General features: G+C 63.1%; 23 protein-coding genes and 1 tRNA gene. 14 read left to right on the top strand and 10 right to left on the bottom strand.

All coding sequences use genetic code 11. From position 1 onward, the window contains the following. Positions 1-11 precede the first annotated feature (11 nt). Positions 12-1,211 (bottom strand): Gfo/Idh/MocA family protein, encoded by a 1,200-nt coding sequence (locus tag ACFRJ9_RS14820; RefSeq protein ID WP_377669322.1) that lies wholly within the window; start codon positions 1,209-1,211, stop codon positions 12-14. Positions 1,212-1,414: 203 nt separating this feature from the next. Here ACFRJ9_RS14820 and ACFRJ9_RS14815 point away from each other — a divergent pair, with 203 nt between their 5' ends. The 4 genes from ACFRJ9_RS14815 (at position 1,415) to ACFRJ9_RS14800 (ending at position 6,960) form a co-directional block, all read left to right on the top strand. Then, positions 1,415-2,386, top strand: coding sequence for a carbohydrate ABC transporter permease (locus ACFRJ9_RS14815; protein WP_377669319.1), 972 nt, complete (start codon positions 1,415-1,417; stop codon positions 2,384-2,386). Positions 2,387-2,412: 26 nt separating this feature from the next. Continuing rightward, on the top strand, positions 2,413-3,324 hold the full coding sequence (locus ACFRJ9_RS14810; protein WP_377669316.1) for a carbohydrate ABC transporter permease: 912 nt from the start codon (positions 2,413-2,415) through the stop codon (positions 3,322-3,324). Between the two features lie 34 nt (positions 3,325-3,358). Continuing rightward, positions 3,359-4,699, top strand: coding sequence for an ABC transporter substrate-binding protein (locus ACFRJ9_RS14805; protein WP_377669313.1), 1,341 nt, complete (start codon positions 3,359-3,361; stop codon positions 4,697-4,699). A gap of 101 nt (positions 4,700-4,800) precedes the next feature. Then, complete coding sequence (locus tag ACFRJ9_RS14800) at positions 4,801-6,960, top strand: alpha-galactosidase (protein WP_377669310.1); 2,160 nt, start codon at positions 4,801-4,803, stop codon at positions 6,958-6,960. Between the two features lie 123 nt (positions 6,961-7,083). Here the strand turns inward: ACFRJ9_RS14800 and aroQ are convergent, their stop codons facing one another. Both aroQ and ACFRJ9_RS14790 read right to left on the bottom strand, forming a co-directional pair. After that, positions 7,084-7,548, bottom strand: a complete 465-nt coding sequence (gene aroQ / locus ACFRJ9_RS14795; protein WP_377669307.1) for a type II 3-dehydroquinate dehydratase — start codon at positions 7,546-7,548, stop codon at positions 7,084-7,086. Positions 7,549-7,709: 161 nt separating this feature from the next. Further along, the gene (locus tag ACFRJ9_RS14790) at positions 7,710-8,894 is read right to left on the bottom strand and encodes a MarP family serine protease (RefSeq protein WP_377669305.1); all 1,185 of its coding nucleotides are present in this window, start codon (positions 8,892-8,894) and stop codon (positions 7,710-7,712) included. 235 nt (positions 8,895-9,129) lie between these two features. Here ACFRJ9_RS14790 and ACFRJ9_RS14785 point away from each other — a divergent pair, with 235 nt between their 5' ends. After that, a complete protein-coding gene (locus tag ACFRJ9_RS14785; protein WP_011775987.1) occupies positions 9,130-9,807 on the top strand; it encodes a Crp/Fnr family transcriptional regulator in 678 nt (225 codons plus the stop codon). Between the two features lie 78 nt (positions 9,808-9,885). On the opposite strand, the gene ACFRJ9_RS14780 is transcribed toward ACFRJ9_RS14785, so the two are convergent. Beyond that, positions 9,886-11,040, bottom strand: a complete 1,155-nt coding sequence (locus ACFRJ9_RS14780) for an epoxide hydrolase family protein (RefSeq protein ID WP_377669302.1) — start codon at positions 11,038-11,040, stop codon at positions 9,886-9,888. 63 nt (positions 11,041-11,103) lie between these two features. On the opposite strand from ACFRJ9_RS14780, the gene ACFRJ9_RS14775 reads away from it, so the two are divergent. Continuing rightward, positions 11,104-12,144 (top strand): helix-turn-helix transcriptional regulator, encoded by a 1,041-nt coding sequence (locus ACFRJ9_RS14775; RefSeq protein ID WP_377669299.1) that lies wholly within the window; start codon positions 11,104-11,106, stop codon positions 12,142-12,144. Between the two features lie 65 nt (positions 12,145-12,209). Here ACFRJ9_RS14775 and ACFRJ9_RS14770 read toward each other — a convergent pair whose 3' ends face one another. The 3 genes from ACFRJ9_RS14770 to ACFRJ9_RS14760 are packed head-to-tail and all read right to left on the bottom strand — an operon-like array spanning position 12,210 to position 13,833. Beyond that, positions 12,210-13,121, bottom strand: a complete 912-nt coding sequence (locus tag ACFRJ9_RS14770; protein WP_377669297.1) for an NUDIX hydrolase — start codon at positions 13,119-13,121, stop codon at positions 12,210-12,212. A gap of 17 nt (positions 13,122-13,138) precedes the next feature. Then, a complete protein-coding gene (locus ACFRJ9_RS14765) occupies positions 13,139-13,675 on the bottom strand; it encodes a RidA family protein (protein ID WP_377669295.1) in 537 nt (178 codons plus the stop codon). 2 nt (positions 13,676-13,677) lie between these two features. Beyond that, positions 13,678-13,833, bottom strand: a complete 156-nt coding sequence (locus ACFRJ9_RS14760; protein ID WP_011775990.1) for a DUF4177 domain-containing protein — start codon at positions 13,831-13,833, stop codon at positions 13,678-13,680. Here ACFRJ9_RS14760 and ACFRJ9_RS14755 point away from each other — a divergent pair. The 5 genes from ACFRJ9_RS14755 to ACFRJ9_RS14735 all read left to right on the top strand — a co-directional run bounded on the left by ACFRJ9_RS14755 (position 13,832) and on the right by ACFRJ9_RS14735 (position 21,019). Further along, complete coding sequence (locus tag ACFRJ9_RS14755) at positions 13,832-16,138, top strand: transglycosylase domain-containing protein (protein ID WP_377669292.1); 2,307 nt, start codon at positions 13,832-13,834, stop codon at positions 16,136-16,138. The two genes, ACFRJ9_RS14760 and ACFRJ9_RS14755, sit on opposite strands and share 2 nt — an antisense overlap. 2 nt (positions 16,139-16,140) lie before the next feature. Next, positions 16,141-17,088 (top strand): metallophosphoesterase, encoded by a 948-nt coding sequence (locus ACFRJ9_RS14750; RefSeq protein ID WP_377669290.1) that lies wholly within the window; start codon positions 16,141-16,143, stop codon positions 17,086-17,088. 150 nt (positions 17,089-17,238) lie between these two features. Continuing rightward, a complete protein-coding gene (locus ACFRJ9_RS14745; RefSeq protein ID WP_377669288.1) occupies positions 17,239-19,038 on the top strand; it encodes an ABC transporter ATP-binding protein in 1,800 nt (599 codons plus the stop codon). After that, on the top strand, positions 19,035-20,867 hold the full coding sequence (locus tag ACFRJ9_RS14740) for an ABC transporter ATP-binding protein (protein ID WP_377669285.1): 1,833 nt from the start codon (positions 19,035-19,037) through the stop codon (positions 20,865-20,867). Before ACFRJ9_RS14745 ends, ACFRJ9_RS14740 begins: the two co-directional genes overlap by 4 nt. A gap of 75 nt (positions 20,868-20,942) precedes the next feature. Next, positions 20,943-21,019: transfer RNA gene (locus ACFRJ9_RS14735), tRNA-Pro, on the top strand. A 168-nt stretch (positions 21,020-21,187) separates the two neighbouring features. Here ACFRJ9_RS14735 and ACFRJ9_RS14730 read toward each other — a convergent pair. Next, on the bottom strand, positions 21,188-21,427 hold the full coding sequence (locus ACFRJ9_RS14730) for a hypothetical protein (protein ID WP_377669282.1): 240 nt from the start codon (positions 21,425-21,427) through the stop codon (positions 21,188-21,190). A 125-nt stretch (positions 21,428-21,552) separates the two neighbouring features. Between ACFRJ9_RS14730 and ACFRJ9_RS14725 the strand changes: the two genes are divergently transcribed. Further along, positions 21,553-22,818 carry a helix-turn-helix domain-containing protein gene (locus tag ACFRJ9_RS14725; RefSeq protein WP_377669279.1) on the top strand — a complete coding sequence of 422 codons (1,266 nt, stop codon included), beginning with the start codon at positions 21,553-21,555 and terminating at the stop codon, positions 22,816-22,818. Positions 22,819-22,895: 77 nt separating this feature from the next. On the opposite strand, the gene ACFRJ9_RS14720 is transcribed toward ACFRJ9_RS14725, so the two are convergent. Together ACFRJ9_RS14720 and purD are read right to left on the bottom strand one after the other, a co-directional pair. After that, positions 22,896-23,834, bottom strand: coding sequence for a phosphoribosylaminoimidazolesuccinocarboxamide synthase (locus ACFRJ9_RS14720; protein ID WP_377669276.1), 939 nt, complete (start codon positions 23,832-23,834; stop codon positions 22,896-22,898). 2 nt (positions 23,835-23,836) lie between these two features. Further along, positions 23,837-25,147 carry a phosphoribosylamine--glycine ligase gene (purD, locus tag ACFRJ9_RS14715; protein WP_377669579.1) on the bottom strand — a complete coding sequence of 437 codons (1,311 nt, stop codon included), beginning with the start codon at positions 25,145-25,147 and terminating at the stop codon, positions 23,837-23,839. A gap of 144 nt (positions 25,148-25,291) precedes the next feature. Here purD and ACFRJ9_RS14710 point away from each other — a divergent pair, with 144 nt between their 5' ends. Together ACFRJ9_RS14710 and ACFRJ9_RS14705 are read left to right on the top strand one after the other, a co-directional pair. After that, a complete protein-coding gene (locus ACFRJ9_RS14710; RefSeq protein ID WP_377669274.1) occupies positions 25,292-26,308 on the top strand; it encodes an asparaginase in 1,017 nt (338 codons plus the stop codon). Between the two features lie 30 nt (positions 26,309-26,338). Beyond that, positions 26,339-26,734 (top strand): sterol carrier family protein, encoded by a 396-nt coding sequence (locus ACFRJ9_RS14705; RefSeq protein ID WP_377669272.1) that lies wholly within the window; start codon positions 26,339-26,341, stop codon positions 26,732-26,734. Positions 26,735-26,858 lie beyond the last annotated feature (124 nt).

Below are 26,858 nucleotides of genomic sequence, written 5' to 3'. Positions count from 1 at the left end.
GTAAATGCTAGCTACTGCACCGGAGCATCACCGAAGTCGCGGATCGGCAAGCGTTCCCCGCCGCGGAGGGCTGACTCGTGGGCAACAATCCCAGGCAGGGTGAACCGTGCAGCCACCCAGGCGTTGACCGGAGGCAGCGAACGGTTGTTGACGGCGGTGACGAAGTCGTCCACCAGGAATTGGTGGCTGCCCTCGTGCCCGTTGGGTGCACCGAGGAATTCCCGTGGAAGGCGCGATTGATCGTGGACAGGAGCCAGGCCCGAGATGAAAGCATCGCGCAGCTCAGGCGCCACATCAGCTAGTGACGGGTCATCAGCGGACATGGTGGGCTTGGTTTCCACCTGCTCCGACACGTCGTGCACAGAGGATTTGTCCTGCCACACGGTGGTGGTTGCGAGCTGCTCGAAGCTGGCCTCGGTGCCGAAGAAGCGGAAACGTGACTCCCGGATATGGGACGGGTACCCGACGCGGCGCATCTCGTTAGTGCGCATCGCACCGCCGTCGTTCATTTCGAACAGTGCGGTGGCGTTCGAGAAGTCGTTGGCGAACATGCTGACGTCTTTATCGAAGACTCCGTCGCCGCGCTGGTCCTTGACGCCGATGCAGCTGACACTGACTGCGTGGCCGGGAACGGCCCCGAGCACTCCACCGATGGCGTGCGTGGGATAGAGCATGGGCGGGTAGCTGGCAGTCTCCTTCCAGCGCTCACCGCCGCTGTACTGGTAGGCCTCGTAGAAGCCAAGGTCCATGTCGTGAACGTAGTCGCCCTCGGTGTAGAAGATCCGGCCGAACTTCCCGGCGGCGTGCTGCTGGCGGGCGAAGACGGTGGCAGGGTTGTAGAAGCTGGTCTCGCCCATGGCGTAGACCAGCTTTGTTTCGCGAACGGCCTCGATGATCCGCTCGATTTCATCCTCGGAGATCGCCATCGGCACCGCCGAGTAAACATGCTTGCCCGCACGCAACGCCCGCTCGACGAGGGGGCCGTGAGTCCACCGCTGCGTGAAGATGGCGACAGCATCGACGTCGGACTCCAGCAGCTCCTCAAAGCTGCCGAGGGCGCCGTCCAAGCCCCAGCGTTCCTGAGCGGCGCTGGCGCGCTCGGGTAGCTCGTCCACCGCGTAGACCTCGCTCACGCCGGGGTGGAGCTTGAACAAGTGGGCAAAGTGGCCGCCGAACTGTCCGACACCCACAACGCCTATCGAAAACGTCATTGTTTACCTTCCTGAAGCCGCCCATGGACAGCTGGTTGTGATCGCCCTCACGGGATTCACTTGAGTGTTTCACTCAGATCTACACGAGTCAACAAAGAACACAGAATCGAACAAATTCTGCCAAAAATATTGCCACTTCCTGATCTACTCGTGTAGATTTATCTTCAGTTGTTACCCACATCACAGTCAGGAAAGGGTCGACGATGACCACGCTAACCAAGCAACCGGACAGCGCATCAGAGCGCTCACGGGGCCGATCAAACCGGCAAACACGCAAACAGGGGCCCGGGAACCGCAGCCTGACCAGCCGCCTCGGCGACCTCAAGATCGCCCTCTTCTTCATTTTCCCGGCCGTCATCGGCTTCGTGGCGTTCTTCCTGATCCCCACCATCCGGGGCATCTACCTCAGCTTCACCGAGTACAGCATCCTGGGCGAGCCCACGTGGATCGGAGTCAAGAACTACACCGCCATCTTCGCCGACGAACTGTTCTGGAATGCCATGGGCGTCACCCTCCAGTACGTCGGCCTCAACATCGGCTTCCAAACGGTCATCGCCCTTGGACTGGCCCTGCTGATGCACCGTGTGGCCAAGTCCACCTGGATCCGCGGAGCGCTGTTGCTGCCGTTCCTGGTGGCCAACGTCATCGTCGCCCTCCTGTGGTTCTGGATGCTCGACTACCAACTGGGCATCGTCAACGAAATCATGAGCTGGGTGGGCCTCCCCCGCGTTGCTTTCTTCGGCAGTGAACAGTGGGCCATCCCCACCATCGCGTTCGTAAACGTCTGGCGGCACATGGGCTACACCGCCCTGCTGATCTTCGCCGGCCTCCAAGCCATTCCGAACCACCTCTACGAGGTAGCAAACCTCGACGGCGCGTCCCCGGCACGTACATTCTGGAGCGTCACCATGCCGCTGCTCCGCCCCGTGCTGGTGCTGGTGCTGGTGGTTACCGTGATTGGCTCCTTCCAGGTCTTCGACACCGTGGCCGTCACTACCAACGGCGGACCCGTCAACGCTTCCCGTGTGATCCAGATGTACATCTACCAAAAGGCCTTCGGCGAGTCCGACTTCGGCTACGCCTCCGCACTGTCCGTGATCCTGTTCGTCATTCTCGCCCTGGTGGCCTTCGTGCAAATGAAGTTCCTCAAAGGCAACGAATCGGACCTGGACTAAGCCGGAATTGGACTAAGGAACCCGCCATGACTACCTCAACCCTGCCCAGAAATGACCGCAAGAAGCCCCTCAATTGGCGCCGGATCGGCGCGTGGGCGCTGGTCGCCGTCGCCGTCGCCGTGACAATTGCTCCGTTCCTGTGGATGCTGCGGACGGCCCTGTCCAGCAATAGCGCACTGGCCTCCAACGCCGGGAACCTCCTGCCCGCGGACTTCAGCTGGGGCGCCTTCAAGCGCGTGCTGGGACTGCAGACCACCGAAGAAGCCATTGCAGACGGCGGCTCCGGCGCAGCCATCAACTTCTGGCTCTACCTCCGCAACTCCATCATCTTCGCCACCATCACCACCGTGGCCCAGGTGTTCTTCAGCGCCATGGCCGCCTACGCTTTCTCCCGGTTGCGCTGGCCTGGCCGCAACAAGGTGTTCGCCATCTTCCTGACCACCATGATGGTCCCGCCGATCTTCACCGCCCTGCCCAACTTCCTCATGATCAAGAACCTGGGCCTGCTCAACACCATGGCCGGCATGACGCTGCCCTTCCTGTTCATGACCCCGTTCGCCATCTTCTTCCTGCGCCAGTTCTTCCTCAGCATGTCCCGCGAGGTTGAGGAAGCGGCAATGCTCGACGGCGCCAAGCACGTGCGCATCTTCTTCCAGATTGTGCTTCCCAACGCCGCCGCCCCCATCGCCACCCTGGCGCTGCTGACCTTTATCGGTCAATGGAATGAATACTTCTGGCCGCTGCTGGTGGGGCAGGACGAGAACGTCCGCGTGCTCACCGTTGGCCTCAGCGTCTTCAAATCGCAGTCCCCGCAAGGTGCCCTCGACTGGTCCGGGCTCATGGCCGGAACCCTCGTTGCTGCGCTGCCGATCTTCCTGCTGTTCATCGCCTTCGGCAAGAAGGTAGTCAACTCCATCGGATTCTCCGGAATCAAGTAAATCCCCCTTGAAAAGTCATTCTGAAAGGTTCGTTATGAAGAAAACCCTCGGCGTCGCCGCTGCTGCCGCCGCCATCGCTCTGACCCTGTCTGCCTGTGGCGGTTCCTCCCCCGCATCCTCTGAAGCGAAGGGAGAAATCAACTATTGGCTCTGGGACGCCAACCAGCTCCCGGCCTACCAGCAGTGCGCGGATGACTTCACCAAGGCCAACCCGGACATCAAGGTCAAGATCACCCAGCGCGGCTGGGACGACTACTGGACCACGCTGACCAACGGCTTCGTGGCCGGCACAGCCCCGGACGTCTTCACCAACCACCTGTCCAAGTACCCGGAGTACGCCGCCAAGAAGCAGCTTCTCTCCTTGGACGAGGCTGTGGAGAAGGACGGCATCAAGCTGGACGCCTACACCAAGGGTCTCCCCGAGCTGTGGGTGGGCCAGGACGGCAAGCGCTACGGCCTGCCGAAGGACTGGGACACCGTGGGCCTCTTCTACAACAAAGCCATGACCGATGCTGCCGGGATCTCTGCGGAGCAAATGGGCGACCTCGACTGGAACCCCAAGGACGGTGGCAGTTACGAGAAGACCATCGCGCACCTGACCGTGGACAAGAACGGCAAGCGGGGCGACGAAGCCGGCTTCGACAAGAACAACGTGGCCACCTACGGACTCGGCCTGACGGGCAGCGGCTCGGGCCAGGGCCAGACCGAGTGGAGCTTCCTCAGCGCCACCACCGGCTGGACGGCTACCGATAAGAACCCGTGGGGCAGCAAGTTCAACTACGACGACCCCCGTTTCCAGGAAACCATCGCCTGGTGGGCCGGCCTGGTGGACAAGGGCTACATGCCCAAGCTGGAGACCACCGTGGGTGCCAGCATGCCGGATAGCTTCGGCGCAGGCAAAGCCGCCATCAACTCCAACGGTGACTGGCTGATCGGCCAGTACAAGACCTACAAGGGCATTGAGACCGCCATTGCGCCCACCCCCAAGGGCACAGACGGCAAGCGTGCCTCCATGTTCAACGGCCTGGCCGACTCCATCTGGGCCGGCACCAAGAACCCCGGAGCCAGCGTCAAATGGGTGGAATACCTCGGTTCCACTGCTTGCCAGGATGTTGTGGCCAGCAAGGCCGTAGTTTTCCCGGCCATCAGCAGCTCGTCCGACATCGCTGCCAAGGCCTTCGCTGACAAGGGCACGGACGTTTCCGCCTTCACCACCCATGTGAAGGACGGCACGACGTTCCTGTTCCCCATCGCGGACAAGGCAGCCAAGGTGGACGGCATCATGAAGCCCGCCATGGACGCTGTGCTCTCCGGCAAGAAGCCTGCTTCCTCTTTGACCGAGGCCAACGACCAAGTCAACAACCTCTTCAAGTAGAACCCCCGTTGCGGGGCCTGCTCTGCGCGCCATTTCCCTCGCGAAGCGCGCAAAGCGGGCCCCGCAACAACCCCCCACCCAGCTGAAAGCGACTCACATCAATGCACCCGCTCCATCTCCGTTCCGCAGGTACCAGCCTGGTGATCAGCACCCACCGTGGCGAGGCTGAGATAACCCACTGGGGAGCCGACCTGGGCGAAACCCTTCCGGACCTCGCCATCCTCAACGAACCCATCGGCCCGTCTTCAATCGACGCAAACGTCCCCGCAGGACTTCTCCCGCAAGCTTCCTCATCGTGGCAGGGCCGGCGTGGTTTCCGCGGTCACCGCATCACCGACGGCGTACCCGGCTTTGACTTCTCAGTACGCCTCCGGGTGGTGAGTGCGACCACGGACGGCGCCACCGCCGTCGTGCTTCAGTCGGACCCCGACGCCGGTATCACGGTGAGCAGCGACCTCACCTTGCACCCGGGCGGGCTTCTCGAACTGCGGCACACGGCCACCAACCACGGCACGTCGCCGTTCCAGGTGGACGAGTTGGCCACCATGCTCCCGGTGGCGCCGGACGCCGTCGAACTCCTGGACCTGACCGGCCGCTGGTGCCGCGAACGGCACCCACAACGGCGCGCCATCCAGCAGGGAACGTGGGTCCGCACCGGACGCCACGGCCGCACCGGGCATGACTCGTCGCTCCTGCTCGCCGCTGGCACGGCCGGATTTGGCAACCGTCACGGCAAGGTCTGGGCCACGCATCTGGCCTGGAGCGGCAACCACGAACAATTCGCGGACAACGTAGCCGACGGGCGCACGATGGTGGGCGGCTCGGAGCTGCTGGGACCGGCCGAGGTGGTGCTGCAACCGGGTGACAGCTACACCACTCCTGCCCTGTTCGCTGCGTACTCTGACAGGGGCCTGGACGGCATCACAGAAGCCTTCTACAGCTGGTTCCGCTCACGGCCGCATCATGTGGGCAAACCGCGCCCAGTTGTCCTCAACACCTGGGAAGCGGTCTATTTCGACCACAACCTGGAGACGCTGATCGAACTGGCCGAGTCCGCTGCCGATCTGGGTGTTGAACGTTTCGTGCTCGACGACGGCTGGTTCCGCGGGCGCCGCGACGACCACGCCGGGCTGGGCGACTGGTACGTGGACGAGACCGTCTGGCCGGGCGGCCTGACACCGCTCATCGACGCCGTGACGTCCCGCGGCATGGAGTTCGGCCTATGGGTGGAGCCGGAAATGGTGAATCTGGATTCGGACATTGCCCGGGCGCATCCCGAGTGGATTGCGGGACCTTCTTCTTTGTCCCACAAAGACGGCGGCAGGCTTCCGCTTGAGTGGCGGCAGCAGCACGTCATCGACCTCGTAAACCCGGAGGCGTGGAAGTACGTTTTCGACCGCATCGACACCCTGCTGCGGGAGAACAACATCCGCTACCTCAAGTGGGACCAGAACCGGGACCTCCTGGAGCACGGTCACGCCGGGCGCGCCTCGGTCCACGAACAAACCCTTGCCGCCTACCGGCTGTTCGACGCCCTCCGCGCAGCCCACCCCGGCGTTGAGATCGAGAGCTGCTCCTCCGGGGGCGCCCGCGTTGACCTCGGAATCCTGGAACGGACAGACCGCGTGTGGGCGTCGGACTGCAACGATGCCCTGGAGCGCCAGACGATCCAGCGCTGGACCGGAATGGTGGTCCCGCCGGAGCTGGTGGGCGGGCACATCGGCCCCACCACTTCGCACACCACGGCCCGCACGCACGATCTGTCGTTCCGGGCCATCACGGCCTTGTTCGGTCACTTCGGCATGGAGTGGGACGTCCGCTCGGTCGCCGGGGCGGAGCGCGAGGAACTCAAGCGCTTCATCGAGTTGTACAAGGAGCACCGCGGGCTGATCCACAGCGGACGGATGGTGCGGGCCGATGTTCCGGACGAGTCGCTGATGGTGCATGGTGTTGTTGCGGACGCTTCAGCGCCCGGTGAGACGGCAGCACTTTTCGCTGTGGTTAAGACCCGGACAGGCTTCGCCGAACACGTGGGACGGGTGGCGATTCCTGGGCTCGATCCCGCGCGTTCGTACCGTGTGGAGGCGGTCTTCCCCTCTCCGGGCGACGCCGACTACGGGCACACGTTCATTGAGGCCAAGCCTGCGCCCTGGCTCGCTTCCGGAGCCGAAGCAACGGGACGCTTCCTGGGCGTAGTGGGGCTCCCCATGCCTGTCCTGAACCCGGAACACGCCATCCTGCTGCGGCTCACGGCACTCTGACCCTCTCCCACTTCCTGACCGTCCCCGGGGGAACCCTCTCTCACTTTCCGACCGTCCCCCGGGGAACCGTCTCTCACTTCCCGACCGTCCCCCGGGGAACCGTCTCTCACTTCCCGACGGGCGTCAGACCGTTTCAGCCAGGTAGTCGATGGCCAGTTTGTATCCGAGGACACCAGCCCCAACGATGATCGCGTTGCATACCCCGGAGAGGTAAGAGTGGTGCCGGAACTCTTCGCGCTGGTGAACGTTGGTGATGTGTACCTCGACGGCGGGCAGTTGGACAGCCGCGAGGGCGTCACGAAGTGCCACGGAAGTATGCGTGTAGGCACCGGCGTTGATCACGATCCCGACGGCGGTGCCGCGCGCAGCATGGATGGCGTCGAGCAGGTCGCCCTCGTGGTTCGACTGCACACAATCCACAGTGAAGCCATGGGCGGCGGCCGCGGTCATGGCGAGTTGTTCAACATCGGCCAATGTGGAGGTGCCGTACTTCTCCGGCTCGCGGGTGCCCAGCAGATTCAGGTTGGGGCCGTTGATCACAAGGATGGTGCCGCGACCGGCTTCGGTGGCGGGAGTGGCTTCAGTCATGACTCCCAATCTATAGCCGGGAGAGAGCGTCCGGGAATTGCGCCCACAAGGTGAGAGAGGGTGACCGAAAAATAGTCACCATGTGAGAGAGCGTCGTCCGAGCACCCGGGTGATGTGAGTGAGCGTCGTCCGAGCACCCGGGTGATGTGAGTGAGCGTCGGTTACTTACGGGTGCACTGTCCGGCGGAAACGGGGTCGGTAAGACCCGGGGCCTGGGCAGCGACCGGCTCCAGATCAGCCATGGTCAGTGCAAAGCCCAGTGCGGCGTCGGTAGTGGTCTTGGCAAAGATCAGCCCCGCGACCTGGCCCTGCATGGTCAACAGCGGTCCACCCGAGTTGCCGGGCTGGACGTCGCCGGCCAGCTTGTAGACCAGTTCAGGCGAGGGATTGTTGCCGTAGATGTCCGGAACCAGGATGGTTGAGATCCCCTGGACGGTAGCCGGCTTGGATTGAAACGGCCCGCCGTGGGGGTAACCGGCAAACGCGGCGGGGCTGCCATCAGGCAGGTCGGAACTCAGCGGCAAAGGGTTGGACGGAAGCCCATCCACGGCCAGAACTGCGATATCCCGCTGGGGGTCGAAGTAAACCACCCGACCCGGCAACGCACCGCCGTCGGGAATTTCCACAACAGGTTGCGACACGCCCGCCACAACGTGGGCGTTGGTCACGACGCGCCCGGGCGAAACCACGAATCCGGAACCGGTCTGGTTCTGGCCGCATTCGAACGCAGTGCCTGCGATCTTGAGCACCGACTCGGCGGCCTGGTTCAAGGCCGGAGTGTCAGTGGACGCGTTGGGAACCGGCACAGGCGTCGCTGGACCGATGCCTTCAATCAGCTTGGGAATGCCGTCCCCGATGACCGTGGAACGCAACTGCGCCATGGTGGTCTTGACGGGAGTCGGCGTCATGGAATCGATGTACCGGATGACCCGCGACTCGGCCAATTGCTGGGAGACGAAAGGCACACCCAGCGAACTGATGCTGAACGCCAGCATGGACATGACCAGCGCGGCAACCACCACGCTGACCACGCCACCGATCAGCCGGTCCACCGCGTGCAGCGGCTTGATCCGCACGGCGTGGCGGACTTTGCGCCCGATCATGGTGCCGAGGCCGTGCCCCAAAGCAATAAGCACGACGGCGGAGCCCACCGTGGCGGTGAGCCTCCATCCGCTGTCGGTCACCCAGCCGCTAACAAGCGGCACGGCGATGAAGGCTGCAATGGCGCCCACCACGAATCCGGCAATTCCACCGAGAGTGACCATAAAGCCATTACGGAGGCCGTAGATCAAGTAGGACAGCAGCATCAAGATCAATGCCAAATCCAATATCGTCAAGCCAAACACCAATGCTCCTCATAGCCGGGTAGCGCCAATTGTAGTTGTGGACCCTGACAGCCAACCGTTAGTCCGGTCACCCCACAGACCCCTTAGCCGCCGTCATAAGTGCCGTCTACAGGCCCTCGAACGCCCGGAACCCGCGCCATTTCAGCGTTTCACGTGCCAAGTACGTCACAGAAGCTTAAAAATTCTGAAACAATGGCTGGAGCGCCACGACCGAAACTTATATTCAGGAGATTTCATGGACATCGAGGTATTGCGCCGCGCACCCCTCTTCGCCACCCTTGACGACGACGCATTCCGCTTGCTGACGGACGAACTCACCGAGGTGGACCTCTCGCGTGGAGCTTCGGTGTTCCGCGAAGGCGACCAGGGTGACCAGCTCTACTTCATCGTTTCCGGCAAGGTGAAGCTCGGCCGTACCTCCCCCGATGGCCGCGAGTCACTGCTGGCAATCCTCGGCCCGGGCGAGCTGTTCGGCGAGATGGCGTTGTTCGACCCCAGCCCGCGTACCGCCACGGCCACCGCCGTCTCCGAGACCCGCTTGGCAGGCCTGAAGAACGAAAGCCTCAACGCCCTGCTCCGCACGCGTCCCGAGGTTTCAGCCCAGCTGCTGCAGGCCCTGGCCCGCCGCCTGCGCCGCACCAACGATTCCCTGTCCGACCTCGTGTTCTCGGACGTCCCGGGCCGCGTTGCCAAGGCACTCCTGGACCTGGCCGACCGCTTTGGCCGCCCGGCCACCGACGGCGTCCTGGTAGCTCATGAGCTCACCCAGGAAGAACTGGCCCAGCTGGTTGGCGCTTCACGCGAAACCGTCAACAAGGCACTGGCCGAGTTCGTCCAGCGCGGTTGGCTGCGTCTGGAAGCCCGTGCCGTGGTCATCCTCGACATGCAGCGCCTCCGCCAGCGCTCCCGCTAAGTCGCATCGAAAAGCCGCTCCGGTGATCACCGGGGCGGCTTTTTTGTGGGCTGGTTTCCGCACGTTGGTTTCCGGAAACTACAGCGCGGCGCGCACCGTTGCGAAGAATGCCCGGATGTCACCGGCTACGAGCGATGGCACCTCAAGTGCGGCAAAATGTCCGCCTTCCTCAAACCGGCTCCAGTGCACGATGTTCGAATTGTCGCGCTCGGCAAAGACCCGGATCGTCTGGAAATCGTCCTTGAAGACGGCCACTCCGGTTGGCGCAGCATTCACCTGCGGCTCAGCCTGGTTGCGCGTGTTTTCGAGATAGCTCCGGCTCATGCCTGCTGCCGCATTCGCGAACCAGTTCACGGTGACTTCGGTGAGGATCGTCTCCAGCGGCACCAGCGAGGTGCCGTTTCCGAAAGAGTTGAACAGCTCGCTGTAAGCCAGCAGTCCCACAGGCGAGTCGCTCAGTCCCACGGATACCGTCTGCGGCCGACTGGCGTTCATGGTGTTGTAGCCCCCGACTGACTGGAACCACTCCATATGGGCAAGCCCCGCATAGTCCTGCGGTTCGAGCTTCTCGAACTCGCCCGGGTCTCCCGACGGGAAGGAGAACAGCTGCAGGACGTGGAGGCCGAGGAATCCGTCCGGCTTCAAAAGTCCGAGCTCCCGGGCCACCATCGCTCCGTTATCCGAACCGTGGACTCCGTACTGGGTGTAGCCAAGGCCGCGCATCAGGGTGTCATAGGCGCGGGCCACGCGGGCTGTGTTCCAACCGGCCTCGTTAACAGGCTGGGAAAATCCGTAGCCTGGGGCATCAGGAATCACGACGTCGAAGGCGTCCTCGGCATGGCCGCCATGGGACACAGGATCGGTGAGTTCGTCGATCATGTCGAGGTAGTCGACGGACGAACCGGGGTAGGTGTGGGCCAGGAGCAGCGGCGTGGCTCCCGGATGCGGTGATCGCACGTGGATGAAGTGGAACGGCTGCCCGTCAATCTCGGTAACGAAGTGCGGTACGGCGTTGATGCGTGCCTCTTGCGCCCGCCAGTCAAAGCTGGTGGTCCACACGTCCACGGCTTCGCGAAGGTAGGAGTTCGGGGTACCGGTGTCCCAGTCGTCGACTGGCCCTGCTTGGGGCAACCGGGTCCGCGCCAGTCGCTCCATCAGCTCGTTGAGTTCGGCCTGTGGCACGTCGAGACGGAAGTTGCGGATTTCGATGCTTGTGTCTGTGATATTGACCATGCTTAAGACGTTACGGTTTATATAGGAACAGTTTCTTCCTAATAGAACCAGGAATCACACTCGATGTCTTCCACGGCTGAACGCCTCTTGGCACTCCTGTCCGTCCTGCAGGCCAAGCCTGATTGGACAGGGGCCGAACTCGCTGCACGGCTCAACGTTTCCACACGCACAGTGCGCAAGGATGTGGACCGGCTGCGTGAACTCGGCTATCCGGTGGACGCGACGCGTGGGGCTACCGGCGGCTATCGCCTCGGTGCCGGCGGCAAACTCCCTCCGCTCCTCCTCGACGATGAGGAGGCGGTCGCCGTCGCAATCGGCCTGCGGACAGCAACTGGCATCGCAGGCGTCGCCGAATCCAGCGCCCGTGCCCTGGCCAAGCTCGAGCAGGTGCTGCCGTCGCGGCTGCGACCAACTCTGGCGGCGCTCTCGAACGTGGATCGTGCTCCCGAGAACAACGGGACCGATGCACCCGACCCCGAGGTCGATCATTCGGTTCTCGCCGCAATTGCCGCAGCGATCCGCGACGTCGAGTGGTTCCGCTTCGATGATCGCGGAACCTCCAGGCTGGTGGAACCGTATCGCCTGCTGAGTTGGCAGCGACGGTGGTACCTGGTGGGGCGTGATCCGGCATCGGGTGAATGGGGTGTTTTCCGCGCGGATTGGATCGAGCCGAGAATGCGGACTTGGCGACGCTTCACCCCTGCCCCTCTGCCGCGCGGCGACTACACCGCCTTCGCGATGCGCTCCATCGCGGCCAGCGGCTGGAAGGTCCATGCGCGTCTCCGGATCGCAGCGCCAGCCGAGGCGGTACTCGCCCGAATCAACCACACGGTAGGGGTGGTTGAGTCGATTTCCGATACCGAGTCCGTGCTGGTCACCGGTGCCGACAGCCTGGAAACCATTGCCGCGTACATCGGCATGCTGGGCATGGAATTCACCGTCGAGTCACCAGCAGCTTTGGTGCCGCACCTACGGCATCTCGCGCACGTCTATCTCCGGGCCGCGAACGGCGATGCGGTGACGCCTCCCGAGGGAGGTGAGAGAGCGATCGCCAATAGCGTGAGGGAAGTGAGAGAAGGTCGGGAGAAACGTGAGGGGAAGTGAGAGAGCGTCGGCAAAGTACGGCGGAAGTCACGCCTGCAGGGGATGGACCAGACGCAATTCGCGGCTTAGCGCTCCCTTTGGGGTTCCCCTGCAACGGTTCGGGCGGCCTCGACCTCGAGCATCAGCGCTCCGCCTTCGTCCACCAATTTGGCTTGGTACACGTGGGCTTTGCGTTTGTAGCTCAGGTATGCGATGCACCCGTTGGCAGCCGCCATTTTCTCGAGCATGATTTCAGAACCCGGCACAAGAAGTTGCCCAAGGGTGAGCCCCACAGTGTTTTCCTGCCCGACTTCGTCGCCCAATGCCGTGGTTTCACGCAGGGCGATGGCTTCGGCGGCGCACACCCAACGGCCCCACACGCCCTTGCTTCCAAGGATCATGGGCTGCTGGTTCACTGGAACGGTGGCGGCGAAGTAACGGGTGTTGAAGCGGGTGTGCGCGAAGTCCGGGCTGAGCCAATTCACAAGCGGCTTCAGCAGGTCGGTTCGCAAGGACAGGCCGCGCTTGGCCAGTATTTCGGTGAACGATTTCTCCTGGGCGGCCACGGCTTCGCGGGCTTTCATCCACTCCACCGTGGAGTTGGCCTCAACCGTGGACGAAGCATCAGGCCCTGCGAGCAGGACGCCGGTTTCTTCGAAGAGTTCGCGGATGGCGCCCACCACGTGACGGCGGGCGAGTCCGACGTCGTCCGTCCCCATGTGCTCAGCCCAATGCTGGGGCGAGGGGCCCACCCAACCTACGGGGTTGTCGTCGGAGGGGTCCAGGGACCCGCCGGGGTACGCGACGACACCCAACGGCGAGGAGCCTGGCCTGTAGCCAAGCCAGGTCTCCAGACCGGTAGGTGAGTCGCGCAGTAGAACGACTGATGATGCGTAGCGGGCGGCCCTGGGGGTCCGCTCGCCGAGTTCAAGCCAGTTTCGTGCTGCACCTTCGAGTTCCGGAGGCAATACGAACAGGCGACGGGCAAGCTGCGGCAATTGGTTGAACCGGTTCCTTAGCTGAATTCAGCAATGAGCTCGACCTCAACAGGAGAGTCGAGCGGCAGGACGGAAACGCCGACGGCGGAGCGTGCGTGCTTGCCGGCGTCGCCCAGTACCTGGCCGAGGAGTTCGGACGCACCGTTGATGACGCCGGGCTGGCCGGTGAAGGTGGGGTCGGAGGACACGAAGCCGACTACCTTGACGATGCGGGTGACGCGGTCGAGATCGCCGATGACGCTCTTGACTGCAGCGAGGGCGTTGATTGCGCATACGGCGGCGTAGCGCTTTGCGTCCTCGGGACTAACGGTGGACTCGTCGGAAGTGCCCAACTCGCCGAGGGAGACCTTGCCGGTAGCTTCGAGTTTGCCGTTAATAAACGGCAGCTGGCCGGACGTGTAAACGTAGTTGCCGGAGACAACGGCGGGCACGTAGTCAGCAACGGGAGCGGCGACCTCCGGGAGGGTCAGTCCGAGCTCGGCCAGGCGCTGCTCAACGGCTGACGTTGGGGCACCGGATTCCGCGGGAGACGTGGTTTCTGCGGGGGTTGTCATAGTTACTGCTTCTCCCTTTTAAGGTATGCGACAAGGCCTTTGCCATCGGGGCCACCGACGACCTGGACAAGCTCCCAGCCGTCTTCGCCCCACTGGTCCAGGATCTGCTTCGTGGCGTGAATAATGAGCGGAATCGTGGCGTACTCCCATTTGGTCATGACAGAAAGCCTAGCCCTTGCCGGTAAAGTGGAAAACATGGTGACTCGCAAGAACCCCATATTCGACACTGCCACCACCCTCGGAAAGATTCTAGGCTTCCTTGGCGTGAGCGCGATTTGTGGCGTCCTGGTGGCGGGCCTTTTGGTCCCCGCAGCCGCCGTATCGGGCAGTGCCGCAAGTGGTTCCATTCAGTTCTTTGACACTCTGCCGGCGGAGCTCCAAGTGGATCCGCCCAGCCAGAACACAACGATCCTGGCGAAGGACGGTACGCCGATCGCCTCGATCTATGCGGAGAACCGGACCAAGGTGCCGCTGGACCAAATGAGCCCGTTCATCAAGGACGCTGTCATCGCAATCGAGGACAGCCGTTTTTATGAGCACGGCGGCATTGATACCACCGGCATCATGCGAGCACTGGTGAGCACCGCCCGCGGCAATAAGCAGGGCGCGTCCACCATCACCCAGCAGTACGTCAACAACGTCATCAATGAGTCCCTGGTGGCGTCCGGCAAGGGTGAGGACGTCCTGCTTAACGGCGTCAACAAGGGCGTGGGTGACAAGCTCCGCGAAATGAAGCTTGCCATCGCCTTGGAGAAGAAGTTCTCCAAGGAGCAGATCCTTGAGGGATACCTCAACATCGTCTTCTTCAACCGCGACGCCTACGGCATCGAGGCAGCATCGAAGTTCTTCTTCAGCACCTCGGCCAAGGACCTGACGCTCCCCCAGGCGGCCTTGCTGGCCGGCTTGGTGAACAGCCCATCCGCGTTCGACCCGATCTCGAACCCGGACAACTCGAAGGCCCGCCGCGATCTTGTGCTGGCTGCCATGGTCAACCAACACAAGATCACCCAGGCCCAGTACGACGAAGCCGTTGCCACTCCGGTGACCACCAAGGTCACCCCCGCACGCCAGGGTTGCGCGTATGCCACCATGGCGCCGTACTTCTGCGACTACGTGCTGCACTTGCTCTTCAACAACCCCGCTTACGGTGACACGCAGGAAGAGCGCGAGAAGCGCATCATGCGTGGCGGCCTCACCATCAAGACCACGCTGGATCCCACGGCGCAGACCGTCGCCCAGCAGCAGGTTGATGCAACGGCCGGCGCCAACCCGGACAAATGGGGTGCGTCGATCACCTCCGTCCAACCCGGCACGGGCCAGATCGTGAGCATGGCGCAAAACACCGTCTGGCTGCCCCAAGAGGGCAAGTTCGACCAGACGCAGAACTTCAACGTGGACGTCCTTGATGCCAAGGGCAACGACCTCAACGGCATCGGCGGCTTCCAGCCCGGCTCCACGATGAAGCCCTTCACGTTCGCTGAATGGCTGAACGAGGGCAAGTCGATGAACCAGAACGTCAACGCGGCCACTCGTAGATACCCACAGAACTTTCCATGGAGAAACACGTGCCCGACGCCGACAGTCGGCTGGTACGACGCAACCAACGGGAGCATCGACCTCCAAAATTCGGAGCCGGATTACTACCGGACCATGACGGTGCTTTGGGGCCTCAAGAACTCCATCAATACCGCTACTTTTGCATCGGCGGCGCAGCTTGATCTCTGCGGAATCCAAGGCATCGTTGATGCCACGGGCATCCATGGCGGACTGCCGACGCGCGATGACGCCGGCAAGGTGACCGACCCGAACCCGCAGGTCCCCATGACCACGTTGTCCAACTTGCTCGGCGCCACTCAGACAGCACCGCTGACCATGGCGTCCGCTTTCGCCACGTTCGCCGCTGACGGAAAGTACTGCGAACCGATCGCCATCACATCCGTCAAGGACCAGTCGGGCGCAGATCTGCCCGCCCAGTCTTCCAACTGCAAGGATGCAATTAAGCCCGAGGTTGCAAGGGGCGTTGCCTACGCCATGGGGAAGGTTCTTGATGAAGGTTCAGGCTCCCTGATCCGCCCGGCGTTGAACTCCAAGAACTTCCCCGTCGCTGCCAAGACCGGCACCAACGACTCCAACGGCTCCACCTGGGTAGTCGGTTACACCACGGGCCTCGCAACGGCTTCCTGGTTCGGTGATCCGCTGGACAATCAGTTGCGCCCCGGCCGTAATCTGACCGTCAATGGCAAGTTCTACCCGTCCATTGACGGCTACATGATCGCGGGCCCGCAGTTCAGCAACTACATGTTGTCGGTGGCACCGGCTTACGGAACCAACCCGTTCCAGCAGCCGCCGTCCAACCTGCTGGGTACTCCAGCTCCGACACAGCGTTCTGCACCGGCCACCACTACCCCGTCCACCGCACCCTCCACCAACGGAGGCAATAACGGCAACGGCAACAAGGACTAAACGTGTCCTTCCGTGATTCACTGGCAAACCGCGTCCGCACCGTCGGGCGCGGTTTCGCCGTAACTGCTGCCGTCGGCGCAACGGCCGGAGCGGCAGCAGCTGCATATGGTTGGTGGGAAAAGGACCAGTTCGAGGTCCGCCACGAAACTCTGCCGATCCTTCCCGAAGGTTCGGCGCCCTTCCGAGTCCTCCACCTGAGTGATATCCACTTCATCCCGGGCCAGGACAAGAAAGCCCGGTGGCTTCAATCGCTGGCCGAGCTGCAGCCGGATCTAGTGGTAAATACCGGCGACAACCTGAGCCACGCCAAAGCCATCGACCCCCTGGTCAGCGCCCTGCGTCCACTCATGGAGTTTCCGGGAGTCTTTGTCCCCGGCTCCAACGACTACTACGCGCCAAGGATCAAGAATCCGGCGGGTTACTTCCGTGGTCCGTCCAAGCCTAAGAATCAACCCACGAAGCTCGATTGGCCCAAGCTGCGCTCGGCCTTTGGCATGAGCGGCTGGATCGACCTCACCAACCGGGCGCAGTCCGTAGTGCTGAACGGATTGCGGTTCGATTTCTCCGGAGTCGATGACCCTCACCTGAAACGCGAACGCTACGCAGGTTGGCCACGCGGCACCGTGAACCAGGACGCCCGCCCGCACCTGAGGGTAGCCGTCGTCCACGCTCCGTACCAGCGAGTACTTGACCATTTCACCGAAGCCGAAGCAGACCTGATCCTCGCCGGCCATACGCACGGCGGCCAGATCTGCATCCCCGGCTACGGCGCCTTGGTTTCCAATTGCGATCTCCCCACGTGGCGGGCCAAGGGCCTACACGATTGGGACAGCGATGGATTCACGACGCCGGTGAATGTCTCTGGCGGCATCGGCACCTCCCGTTTCGCACCGGTCCGCATCGCCTGCCGCCCGGAAGCGGTCCTGCTCACCCTCACGGCACGCAGCTAAGCCCAAGGGGTCATTACGATCCCCAATAACTGGTCAAACATTTCACCGACGTTGCGCGGTCCTGTGAAACGAATCACGGCATGGCATAGGGTAGTTGCTACGGGAAACTACCTCCGCACCATCTGAAGAACCAGCTGTTGAGAAGCGGGCATGTCCAAACAAACGTCATTTTTCACCTCCGTCGGCCGCCTGTACCCTCACGTCCGGCCCATACTCCCCCGGCTTTTCATGGGACTGATCTGCGCCCTGCTGGCCAGCGTTGTCGCGCTGACGATTCCGCAGGTTTTGCGCGTCCTGGTCAACAACTCGCTGCAACCCGGCGGTGACAGCGGCGCCGTCTGGATTGCCGCCGTCGTGATTCTTGTGCTGGGTGTCGCAGAAGCCGGGTTGGTGGCCTTGCGCCGCCAGTTCGTGATCAACCCTGCCACCACAGTGGAAACGAAGATGCGGGTGAGCCTTTATGGCCACCTGCAGCAATTGACCGTGGCCTTCCACGACCGCTGGGGTTCGGGTCAGCTGCTCTCCCGCGCCATGACGGACTTGAGCTTCCTCCGACGCTGGATGGCGTTCGGCGCAATCATGCTGGTGGTCACCACCCTGACCGTCATTATCGGCGTGGGAGTCATGTTCTCGATGAGCTGGCAGTTGGCGCTGATCTTCCTCGCCGCGGCCGTGCCTATCATGATCAACTCGTTCCGCTTCCGCCGACGCTTCAGCCTGGTCACCCGGCTCAGCCAGGATCAAGCCGGAGACCTCGCCACGACGGTGGAGGAATCGGTTCACGGCATCCGCGTCTTGAAGGCGTTCGGCCGCAGCCGCGAAGCCCTGGAAAACTTCAATGGTCAGGCTGAAGAGCTGCGGCAGACCGAAATCGCGAAGGCCAAGCAGCAGGCCGGCTTCACGCTGGTGGTCACGTTGCTCCCGGAGTTGGCGCTGGGGGTCGGACTGGTGGTGGGCATCATGCTTGCGGCCAGCGGCCAGCTGAGCATCGGCGCGCTGGTGGCCTTCTTCGCAACAGCAGCAGTGGTGGCCACGCCCGTTGAATTCTCCGGCATGCTCCTGGCCATGGCACTGACCGCAAAGACGGCGCTGGACCGCCACTTCGAAGTCATGGATACCGAGAACACCATCACCTCGCCGGAACACGCCGAAGTCCCGGAAACGTTGAAGGGCGCCTTGCGCTTCGAGCACGCGGGCTTCGGATTCGACGACGGCGGCAGCCTCCTGCACGACATCACCCTCGACATCCGCCCGGGCGAAACCATGGCCCTGGTGGGTATCACTGGCAGCGGCAAGAGCGCCCTGCTCCAACTGGTTCCGCGGCTGTACGACGTCACTGAAGGCTCCGTGACAATCGACAACGTGGACGTCCGCGACTTCGACATCGACGAGCTCCGGCGGATCGTGGCCGTGGCTTTCGAGGACACCACCTTGTTCTCCAGCTCGGTACGGGACAACGTCCTGCTCGGCGCCCCCGATCCCAGCGATGCAGCGTTGGACGAGGCGTTGGACGTGGCCCAGGCACAGTTCGCCTACTCATTGCCGGAGGGTGTGGACACTCTGATCGGCGAGGAAGGGCTGAGCCTTTCCGGCGGCCAGCGGCAAAGAATCGCACTGGCACGCGCCATCGCCGCCAAGCCGAAAGTCCTTGTCCTGGACGATCCCCTGTCCGCGCTGGATGTGAATACCGAAGAACGCGTGGAGGCCCGCCTGCGCGAGGTCCTGCACGACACCACCACCCTGATCGTCGCGCACCGCCCATCCACTGTGGCCTTGGCGGACCGGGTGGCCCTGCTCGAAAACGGGACCATCACCGCCGTCGGAACCCATACGGAACTGTTGGCCGAAAACGATCACTACCGCTACGTCATCGCCAGCCTGGACGCCGGTCCGAAGGACCTCGACAGCGAACTGGACGAGCTCGAAACCGCTGAGGAGGCCCGCCGGTGAGCGCCACGACTTTTGGAACCGCCAACGAGGACAACACGCTCCTCACCAAAGCAGACAGCAAAGCCGTACGACGCCGGTCGCTCACCTTGCTTGCCTCGCTGATCCGACCGGTGCGCGTGCGTTTTTGGCTGACGATCGCCATGGTGGTGGTCTCACAGCTGACCCGCGTGGCCGGCCCCGCACTGATAGCCTTTGGCATCGACAACGCCCTCCCCGCGCTGCAGGCAGGCGACAACGGGCCACTGGTGCTCGCCGGGGCGCTGTACCTGGCAGCAGCAATCATCACGGCCGCGGTGACGGCGTTGTACGTGACCTCCACTGCACGCCTGAGCCAGGCGATGCTGCTGGACCTCCGACTCCGCGTCTTCCGGCACACCCAACGGCTCAGCCTTGAGTTCCACGAGAAATACACGTCCGGGCGCATCATTGCCCGGCAGACCTCGGACCTCGAAGCGCTGCGGGAACTCCTCGATTCGGGAGTGAGCTCCCTGGCGTCCGGCATGCTGTTCATGCTGTTCACCGCTTTCACGGTGTTCGCCTTGGATTGGCGCACAGGTTTGATCATGCTGGCGGCCGGCGTTCCGATGTTCTTCCTGGCCCGTTGGTACCAGAAGCACTCGCAGATCGCTTTCCGGGAGTCCCGGGTGGTTTCGGCCCGGCTGATCGTGCACTTCGTGGAAACCATGACCGGCATCCGCGCTGTGAAAGCATTCCGCAAGGAACGCGAAAATGCAGCCCAATACGGCCAGCTGGCCGAGGACTACCGCAAGAACACTGTCCGCTCCATCAACCTGAACGGCGTCTTCCAGCCTGGCTTGGTGCTGATCGGGAATGTCTGCGTGGCCGTGGTCCTGCTGTTCGGAGGCTTCCGGGTTCTGAGCGGCGAACTGGCGGTGGGCGTGCTGTTGGCGCTTATCCTTTCCACCAAGCGTTTCTTCCAGCCCGTGGACCAGATGGCCATGTTCTACAACTCGTTCCAAAGTGCACAGGCGGCATTGGAGAAGGTGTCCGGCCTCTTGGAGGAGATCCCCACCGTCCGCCCACCGAAGAATCCGGTAGCGCTGAAGAGTTCACGCGGTGAGATCGACTTCAAGGGCGTGGAGTTCGGCTACAGCGACGGCAAAGTTGTTGTCCCCACGTTGGACCTTCACATCCCCGCCGGCCAGACCATTGCCTTGGTAGGACAGACAGGCGCGGGAAAGTCCACGTTGGCCAAACTGGTGGCACGCTTCTACGACGTCACCTCGGGCGCCATCACCCTGGACGGCATCGATCTTCGTGACCTTTCCACCACAGACCTCCGCCGCGCCGTGGTGATGGTGACCCAGGAAGCGTTCCTGTTCAGCGGCTCCGTGGCGGACAACATCGCTTTGGGCCGTCCCGAAGCTTCGCGCGCTGAAATCGAGGCTGCCGCCACAGCGGTGGGTGCCCACGAGTTCATCATGAGCTTGCCCGACGGGTACGACACCGACGTCAACAAGCGCGGCGGGCGTGTGTCGTCCGGCCAACGGCAGCTCATTGGCTTTGCCAGGGCCTTCCTGGCCGCTCCGGCGGTGTTGATCCTGGACGAAGCGACCTCGTCCTTGGACATCCCCTCGGAGCGCATGGTCCAGCAGGGACTCTCGAACCTCCTGGAAGGCGTTGCCGGTGAGAACGACGCCCGCACGGCCATCATCATCGCCCACCGCCTCTCCACCGTGGAGACGGCCGACAGGGTCTTGGTGGTCCACGACGGACGAATTGTGGAGGACGGCACCCCGGCCGAGTTGATCAGCGGAGGCGGTCGGTTTGCCCAATTGCACGGGGCGTGGCGGGACTCGCTCGTGTGACGAGGCACACCCACTCCTCGATTTCGCATCGCGGTGCTATTCAGCTATCCTTGAACAGTTGCTTTCGCAGCGGATCGGGATGTAGCGCAGCTTGGTAGCGCGCTTCGTTCGGGACGAAGAGGTCGCAGGTTCAAATCCTGTCATCCCGACCAATAACGAAAATGGCGTCGAGAAATCGGCGCCATTTTTGTTTGCCCTGCGACACTTGCGGGACGGCAAGGGACGCGGACATTTGTCCTCGCCAGTACACCCACAAAAGGGCAAAAGAAAACCCCGGGGCATCGCTCGTCATGCCCCGGGGTTTCTTCACTTCATTTGATTTACATGGGATCCGGCCAGTTGCCGATGGACGACGTGGTGTACGTCGGCGGCGTCTTGACCGTACCCTTGGTACCCGTGTCCTTGGTAGGTGCCGCGATACGCATGGGATCGGGCCAGTTACCAATAGCACTTACCGTGCTGGAGTCTGCTGCGGGTGCAGCGGACACGACTGCGGGAGCCGCAACCGTAAAAGCCAGTGCGCCTGCCAAGGCCACCGAAGCGGCGATTTTCTTGAACATAATGTTCCCCAATGCGAGTCGGATTCGTTACGGAAATTGCACTGTCCCTGTTGACATACATTGTAAAATGTTTTCCACAGAGACTGTCAAGGTTTTGGTGAAAAAGACACCTGTAGGAGGGACCCGTGGGAAACGGATTCGGCGAGAAGCTACGTGCCGAACGGCTCGAACGCGGGTTAACGCAGGCTGAGCTAGGGAAGAACCTGTACTCCCCGAGCTACATCTCGCTGTTGGAGACAGGCCGGCGTGAACCCACTGCCGAGGTCATCGAGGAGCTTGCGCGGCGGCTTGAACTCGCTCCCAAGGCACTGGAGGCATGGAGCCAGCCAGTGTCCGTGAGCGACGCCGAGTACGTCCTCGCCGGCCTGTACGCCCGGCAAGCCTGGGACTTGCGCGACTACCAGCTTGCCGCCAGCCATGCAGCCACAGCAGCGCAGATAGCCCTTGAGGCGAAGAACAACAGCGCGTGGTGGAACATGACGTACATGCAGGCCGAGTGCGTGATGAAGCAAGGCCAGCTCAAGGAATGCCAGCAGATCGTTGAGCATCTTCTGGAACACCCCATGGCCACCGAATCCGCCGGCCTCGGAGTTCGGGCATGGCAGATGCTTGCCGCAGTGTGTCACGGACAAGGCCAACTGGCCACCGCCGTCGAGCATGCAAAACAGGCAGTGAAGCTGAGCGAACAGCTGCCCAAGGGTTCCACGTTGATCATCGGCGCACACCGCGCGCTGATTGGCGCCCTCGCCGAAAGCGGCAAGCTGGACGAGGCCTGGACCTACTGCCTGGCCATGATCGAGCACATGGACGAGCACTCCATGTCACAGCTGGCCGGCGAAGTAGCGTGGGTAGTGGGCAACGTGGCCTTCATGCGGCACGACTACGTTGAAGGCATCAAGCACCACGAACGGGCTTCCAAGCTCCTCTCCCCCGCCAACGACATCGAATTGTGGGCCCGGTTCAACAAGGCCTCCGCAGCAGTCCGCCTGTCCTCGGGCATTGTGGAACCGGAAACCTTGTCAGCCATAGAGCGCGCAGAACTGGCTCTCTCCATTGTCGGCGGCAACAAGACCGACCAGTTGGAAGTTGCCTTCATCCGCGCCCGCTGGCTGTACTTGACCGGCGACATCACTGCAGCCGTCGCCAAGCTCCGCGAAATCTACGAGGACCGGAAAGTCCTTGCCCGGCATACTGCCGGCGAGGTTTCCCTGCTTCTGGGAAAGTCACTCAAGGCCGCCGGTGAGGCTTCTGAGGCACTGCTTTACTTGGAAGAGGCGCAGCATGACTTCAGCGCGGCCGGAGCCTCGGACAGGGTGCAGCAGGCCATGGACGCCGTCTTGGAGATCCGCCTCGCTGAACGGCGTGCCGCCAAGGAACACTCCGAAGCCTGATTAACCCAAACTGGGTGACAGCACACGTCCCACTGAGGGTTCAGTGGAGCATGTGCTGTCACCCAGTTGGGTTAGGCCTAGGCAAAAGTGCGGCCAGTCAGTTTTTCGTACGCTTCGACGTAGCGGGCGCGGGTGCGCTCCACGACTTCAGCGGGCAGTGCAGGCGGAGGGGTGTCCGAGGCCTTGTCCCAGCCGGACTCGGCAGACGTCAGCCAGTCGCGGACGTATTGCTTGTCGTACGAAGGCTGCGACTGTCCCGGCGCGTACGTGGACGCGTCCCAGAACCGCGAAGAGTCCGGCGTCAGGACTTCGTCGCCCAGGGTGATAATGCCCGTGGCGGCGTCGATGCCGAACTCCACCTTGGTGTCGGCCAGGATGATGCCGCGTTCGCGGGCGATCTCCTCGGCGCGGGTGTAGATCTTCAACGTAAGTTCGCTGAGGCGGGCAGCAATGTCGTCGCCCACCATGGCCACGACGTCGTCGTAGGTGATGTTTTCGTCGTGCTCGCCAACCTCGGCCTTTGCCGACGGCGTGAACAGCGCCTTCTCCAAACGGGAACCATCCACCAGGCCATCAGGCAGCGGGATGTCGCACACTGTGCCGGATGCCTTGTACTCGGCCAGGCCCGATCCCGTCAGGTAACCGCGGGCGATGCATTCCACCGGGAACATGTCCAGCTTCTTGCAGATCATGGCACGGCCCTCGACGGCGGCCGGAACCCCGCCTTCCACCGTGGACGCCAGCACGTGGTGCTCAACGTCCAACTGGTCGAACCACCAGAGGCTCAGCTGCGTCAGGACGCGGCCCTTGTCCGGGATCTCGCTGCTCAAGACGTGGTCGTAGGCGCTGATGCGATCGCTGGCGACCACCAGGACGCACTCCTGGCCGATCATTTCCGTGATGGCTTCGTCGGCGGGAACGTAGAGGTCGCGCACCTTGCCGGAGTAGACGTGCGTCCAGCCCGGAAGTTCCAACGTCTCCGTGTCAAAGCCGCCGCTGGGGATGCCGTCAGTCATGCTCAAGCCTGCACTTTCGGGATGGTGCCGGTGGCGGTATAGGGCACGCGGATTTCGCCGCGGGCGGCCTTGCCTCCAATGTCCGTACGGAACTGTGAGCCTTCAAGCTGAACCAGCTCAACGCCGTCGTACGCTTTTTCGCGGGCCTCCACCAGATCGGAACCGAGCGCCACAACCGCCAGGACGCGGCCGCCGGCCGAAACCACTTTGCCTTCCTCGTCCAGCGTGGTGCCGGCGTGGACGACGTGGACGCCGTCCAGCTCGTCAACCTTCTTCAGGCCACGGATGCGGTCACCGGTCCGGGGTGCGTCCGGGTAGTTTTCGGCAGCAACGACGACGGCGACTGCTGTGTCCTTGGACCAGCGCAGCTCTTCTGCCGTGTCCAGTTCGCCCTTGGCAGCTGCCAGCAGCAGCGCACCGAGAGGGGTCTTGAGGCGGGCCAGGACGGCCTGTGTCTCGGGATCGCCGAAGCGGACGTTGAACTCGATGACGCGCGTGCCGCGCGAGGTGAGGGCCAAGCCGCAGTACAGCACACCGATGAACGGGGTGCCGCGGCGGGCCATTTCGTCAACGGTGGGCTGCGCCACGCGGTCGATGACTTCCTGGACCAAACCCTCGGGAGCCCATTCGAGCGGGGTGTAGGCGCCCATGCCGCCTGTGTTGGGGCCTTCGTCGTTGTCGAAGATGCGCTTGAAGTCCTGCGCCGGAGAGAGGGGAACGGTCGTCTTTCCGTCGCAGAGGACGAACAGGGAAACCTCGGGTCCGTCAAGGAATTCTTCAATGACCACGGTTCCACCGGCATCGAAGCAGGTCTGGGCATGCGCCAGGGCCTCAGCGCGGTCCTTGGTGACCACAACCCCCTTGCCAGCGGCCAAACCGTCGTCCTTGACGACGTGCGGGGCGCCGAAGGTGTCCAGGGCGTCGGCGGCTTCCTCAGCGTTGGTGGCAACGCGGGCCATGGCCGTGGGGACGCCTGCTTCCGCCATGATCTGCTTGGCGAAGGCCTTTGAGGCCTCCAACTGCGCGGCTTCCTTGCTGGGACCAAACACCGGGATACCGGCGGTACGGACGGCGTCGGACACGCCCGCGGCAAGCGGGGCCTCCGGGCCGACAACAACCAAGTCCACGCCAAGCTTAATGGCAAGTGCGGACACAGCTTCCGGGTTGTTCCCGTCAATTGCGTGCGTGGGAACGAGCTTGCTGATGCCGGCGTTGCCCGGAGCCGCGTGGACCTCGGAAACGTTGGGATCTTCAAGCAGAGAGCGGACAATGGCGTGTTCGCGGCCGCCTGGGCCAATGACGAGTACCTTCACAGTCTTCAAGGGTACTTTGTGTCGGGCGCGCGTCCTAAGCTGTGTCACTCCCCGGGCGGCGAATGACCGCCCGCGCACGCGGGATGACCGCCCGCGCACGCGGGATGACCCGGGAACCGGCCCCGTTCGCCCTAGACTTGCTACATGCCCATGAGTTCGCATGAAACGTTCAACGTAGAGTCCGCCGTCGAACTGGCAGTGATCGAACGCAGTGGCTTTATCGAGTCCCGGCACGTCGGCGCAGCCGTCGTTCTCGCCGGTGACGGCTCAGTGGTCACCAAGCTCGGTGACATCGACGCTCCCATCTATGCGCGTTCCACGCTGAAACCCTTCCAGGCACTCGCTTCCATGCAGTCCGGCGTGCCCCTCCGGGGCGCCCAGGTTGCCATTGCCTGCGGCAGCCACACCGGGTCCCTGGACCACATGGACGTGGTGGAGGGAATGCTCAAGGCTGCCGGCGTCCGGGAAGAGCACCTTCAGTGCCCCGCCGCATGGCCGCAGGACGAAACGGCGCGCAACTGGCTGGTACGGTCCGAGCGCGGACAGTCCAAATTGGCCTTCAATTGTTCCGGCAAGCACGCCGCGTTCCTCTGGGCGTGCACCGAAAACGGCTGGGACCTCCGCAGCTACCTGGAACCGAACCACCCCCTCCAGCAGCGGGTACGGTCCGTGATCGAGGAATACAGCGGTGAGCCGATCTCGCATCTGGGCATCGATGGCTGTGGAGCACCCGTGGCAGCACTCTCCTTGACGGGCTTGGCTCGCGCCTATTCCCGCCTGGCCAGGTCCCCCGGCGATTCCTCGTCGAATGCACGTGCCGCCACCATCGCCACCTCCATGCTGGACTACCCCTGGGCCGTCCAAGGCAAGGGCGAATCCAACACGATCGTCATGGAAGAGCTGGACGTCCTGGCCAAGATCGGTGCAGAGGGCGTCCTGGTCCTGGCAACCCCGACCGGAGCCACTGTGGCCGTGAAGGTCCTGGACGGCAACCTCCGCGCCACATCACTCGTGGGCCTGACGCTCCTTGCCGTCAGCGGAGCCGTGGACATCCCGGCCGTTTCCAGCGTCCTGGAACGGGTGGTTGAGCCTGTGCTCGGCGGTGGCAGGGCCGTGGGCCGGATCCGGCTGGGGCACGCAGTCTCAGCGCTGCTCAACTGACGCGTACTACTTAAGAAGGAAGAAACACCCATGGCTGTTGCACGACGCCGCGTTGACCTGGCAGAAGGCCGCGCTGCCCTCGCAGCCTGGCAAGCCGCCGTCGAACTTTCCGGTGGCGAAACCGCCGGGGCCGGGACCCCGCCGTCGCGCACTTTGATTGCGACGGCGGTCCGCTTCTCCCTTGAGGAAGTGACCGCACGCGCGCCCGGCAATTCGGTGGAGGTCCGTGTGCCGCCGTTCGGCGTTACGCAATGCGTTGAGGGGCCCCGCCACACGCGCGGAACTCCACCCAACGTGATCGAGTGCGACGCCGCCACCTGGCTTTCGTTGGTGACCGGCCGGATGACGTGGGCGGATGCAGTTTCGGGCGGCAAGGTTGATGCCTCCGGCCTGCGCGCCGACCTCTCGGAACTGCTCCCGCTGTAGAACACACAGCTGAGGCCCCACAAGAATCACTTGGGTTCTAGCGGTCGTTGCAACACCCAGAATTTTTGGGAGTTGCAACGACCGTGTCTCGTTTAAGCGGTGCTTCGTCAGGCCTGAATCGGTC

Source organism: Paenarthrobacter sp. NPDC056912, from assembly GCF_042786555.1.
In the GTDB taxonomy this organism is placed as follows: Bacteria; Actinomycetota; Actinomycetes; order Actinomycetales; family Micrococcaceae; genus Arthrobacter.
The sequence above is the reverse complement of the archived record's forward strand: the minus strand, read 5'-3'. Positions and strand labels throughout refer to the sequence as shown.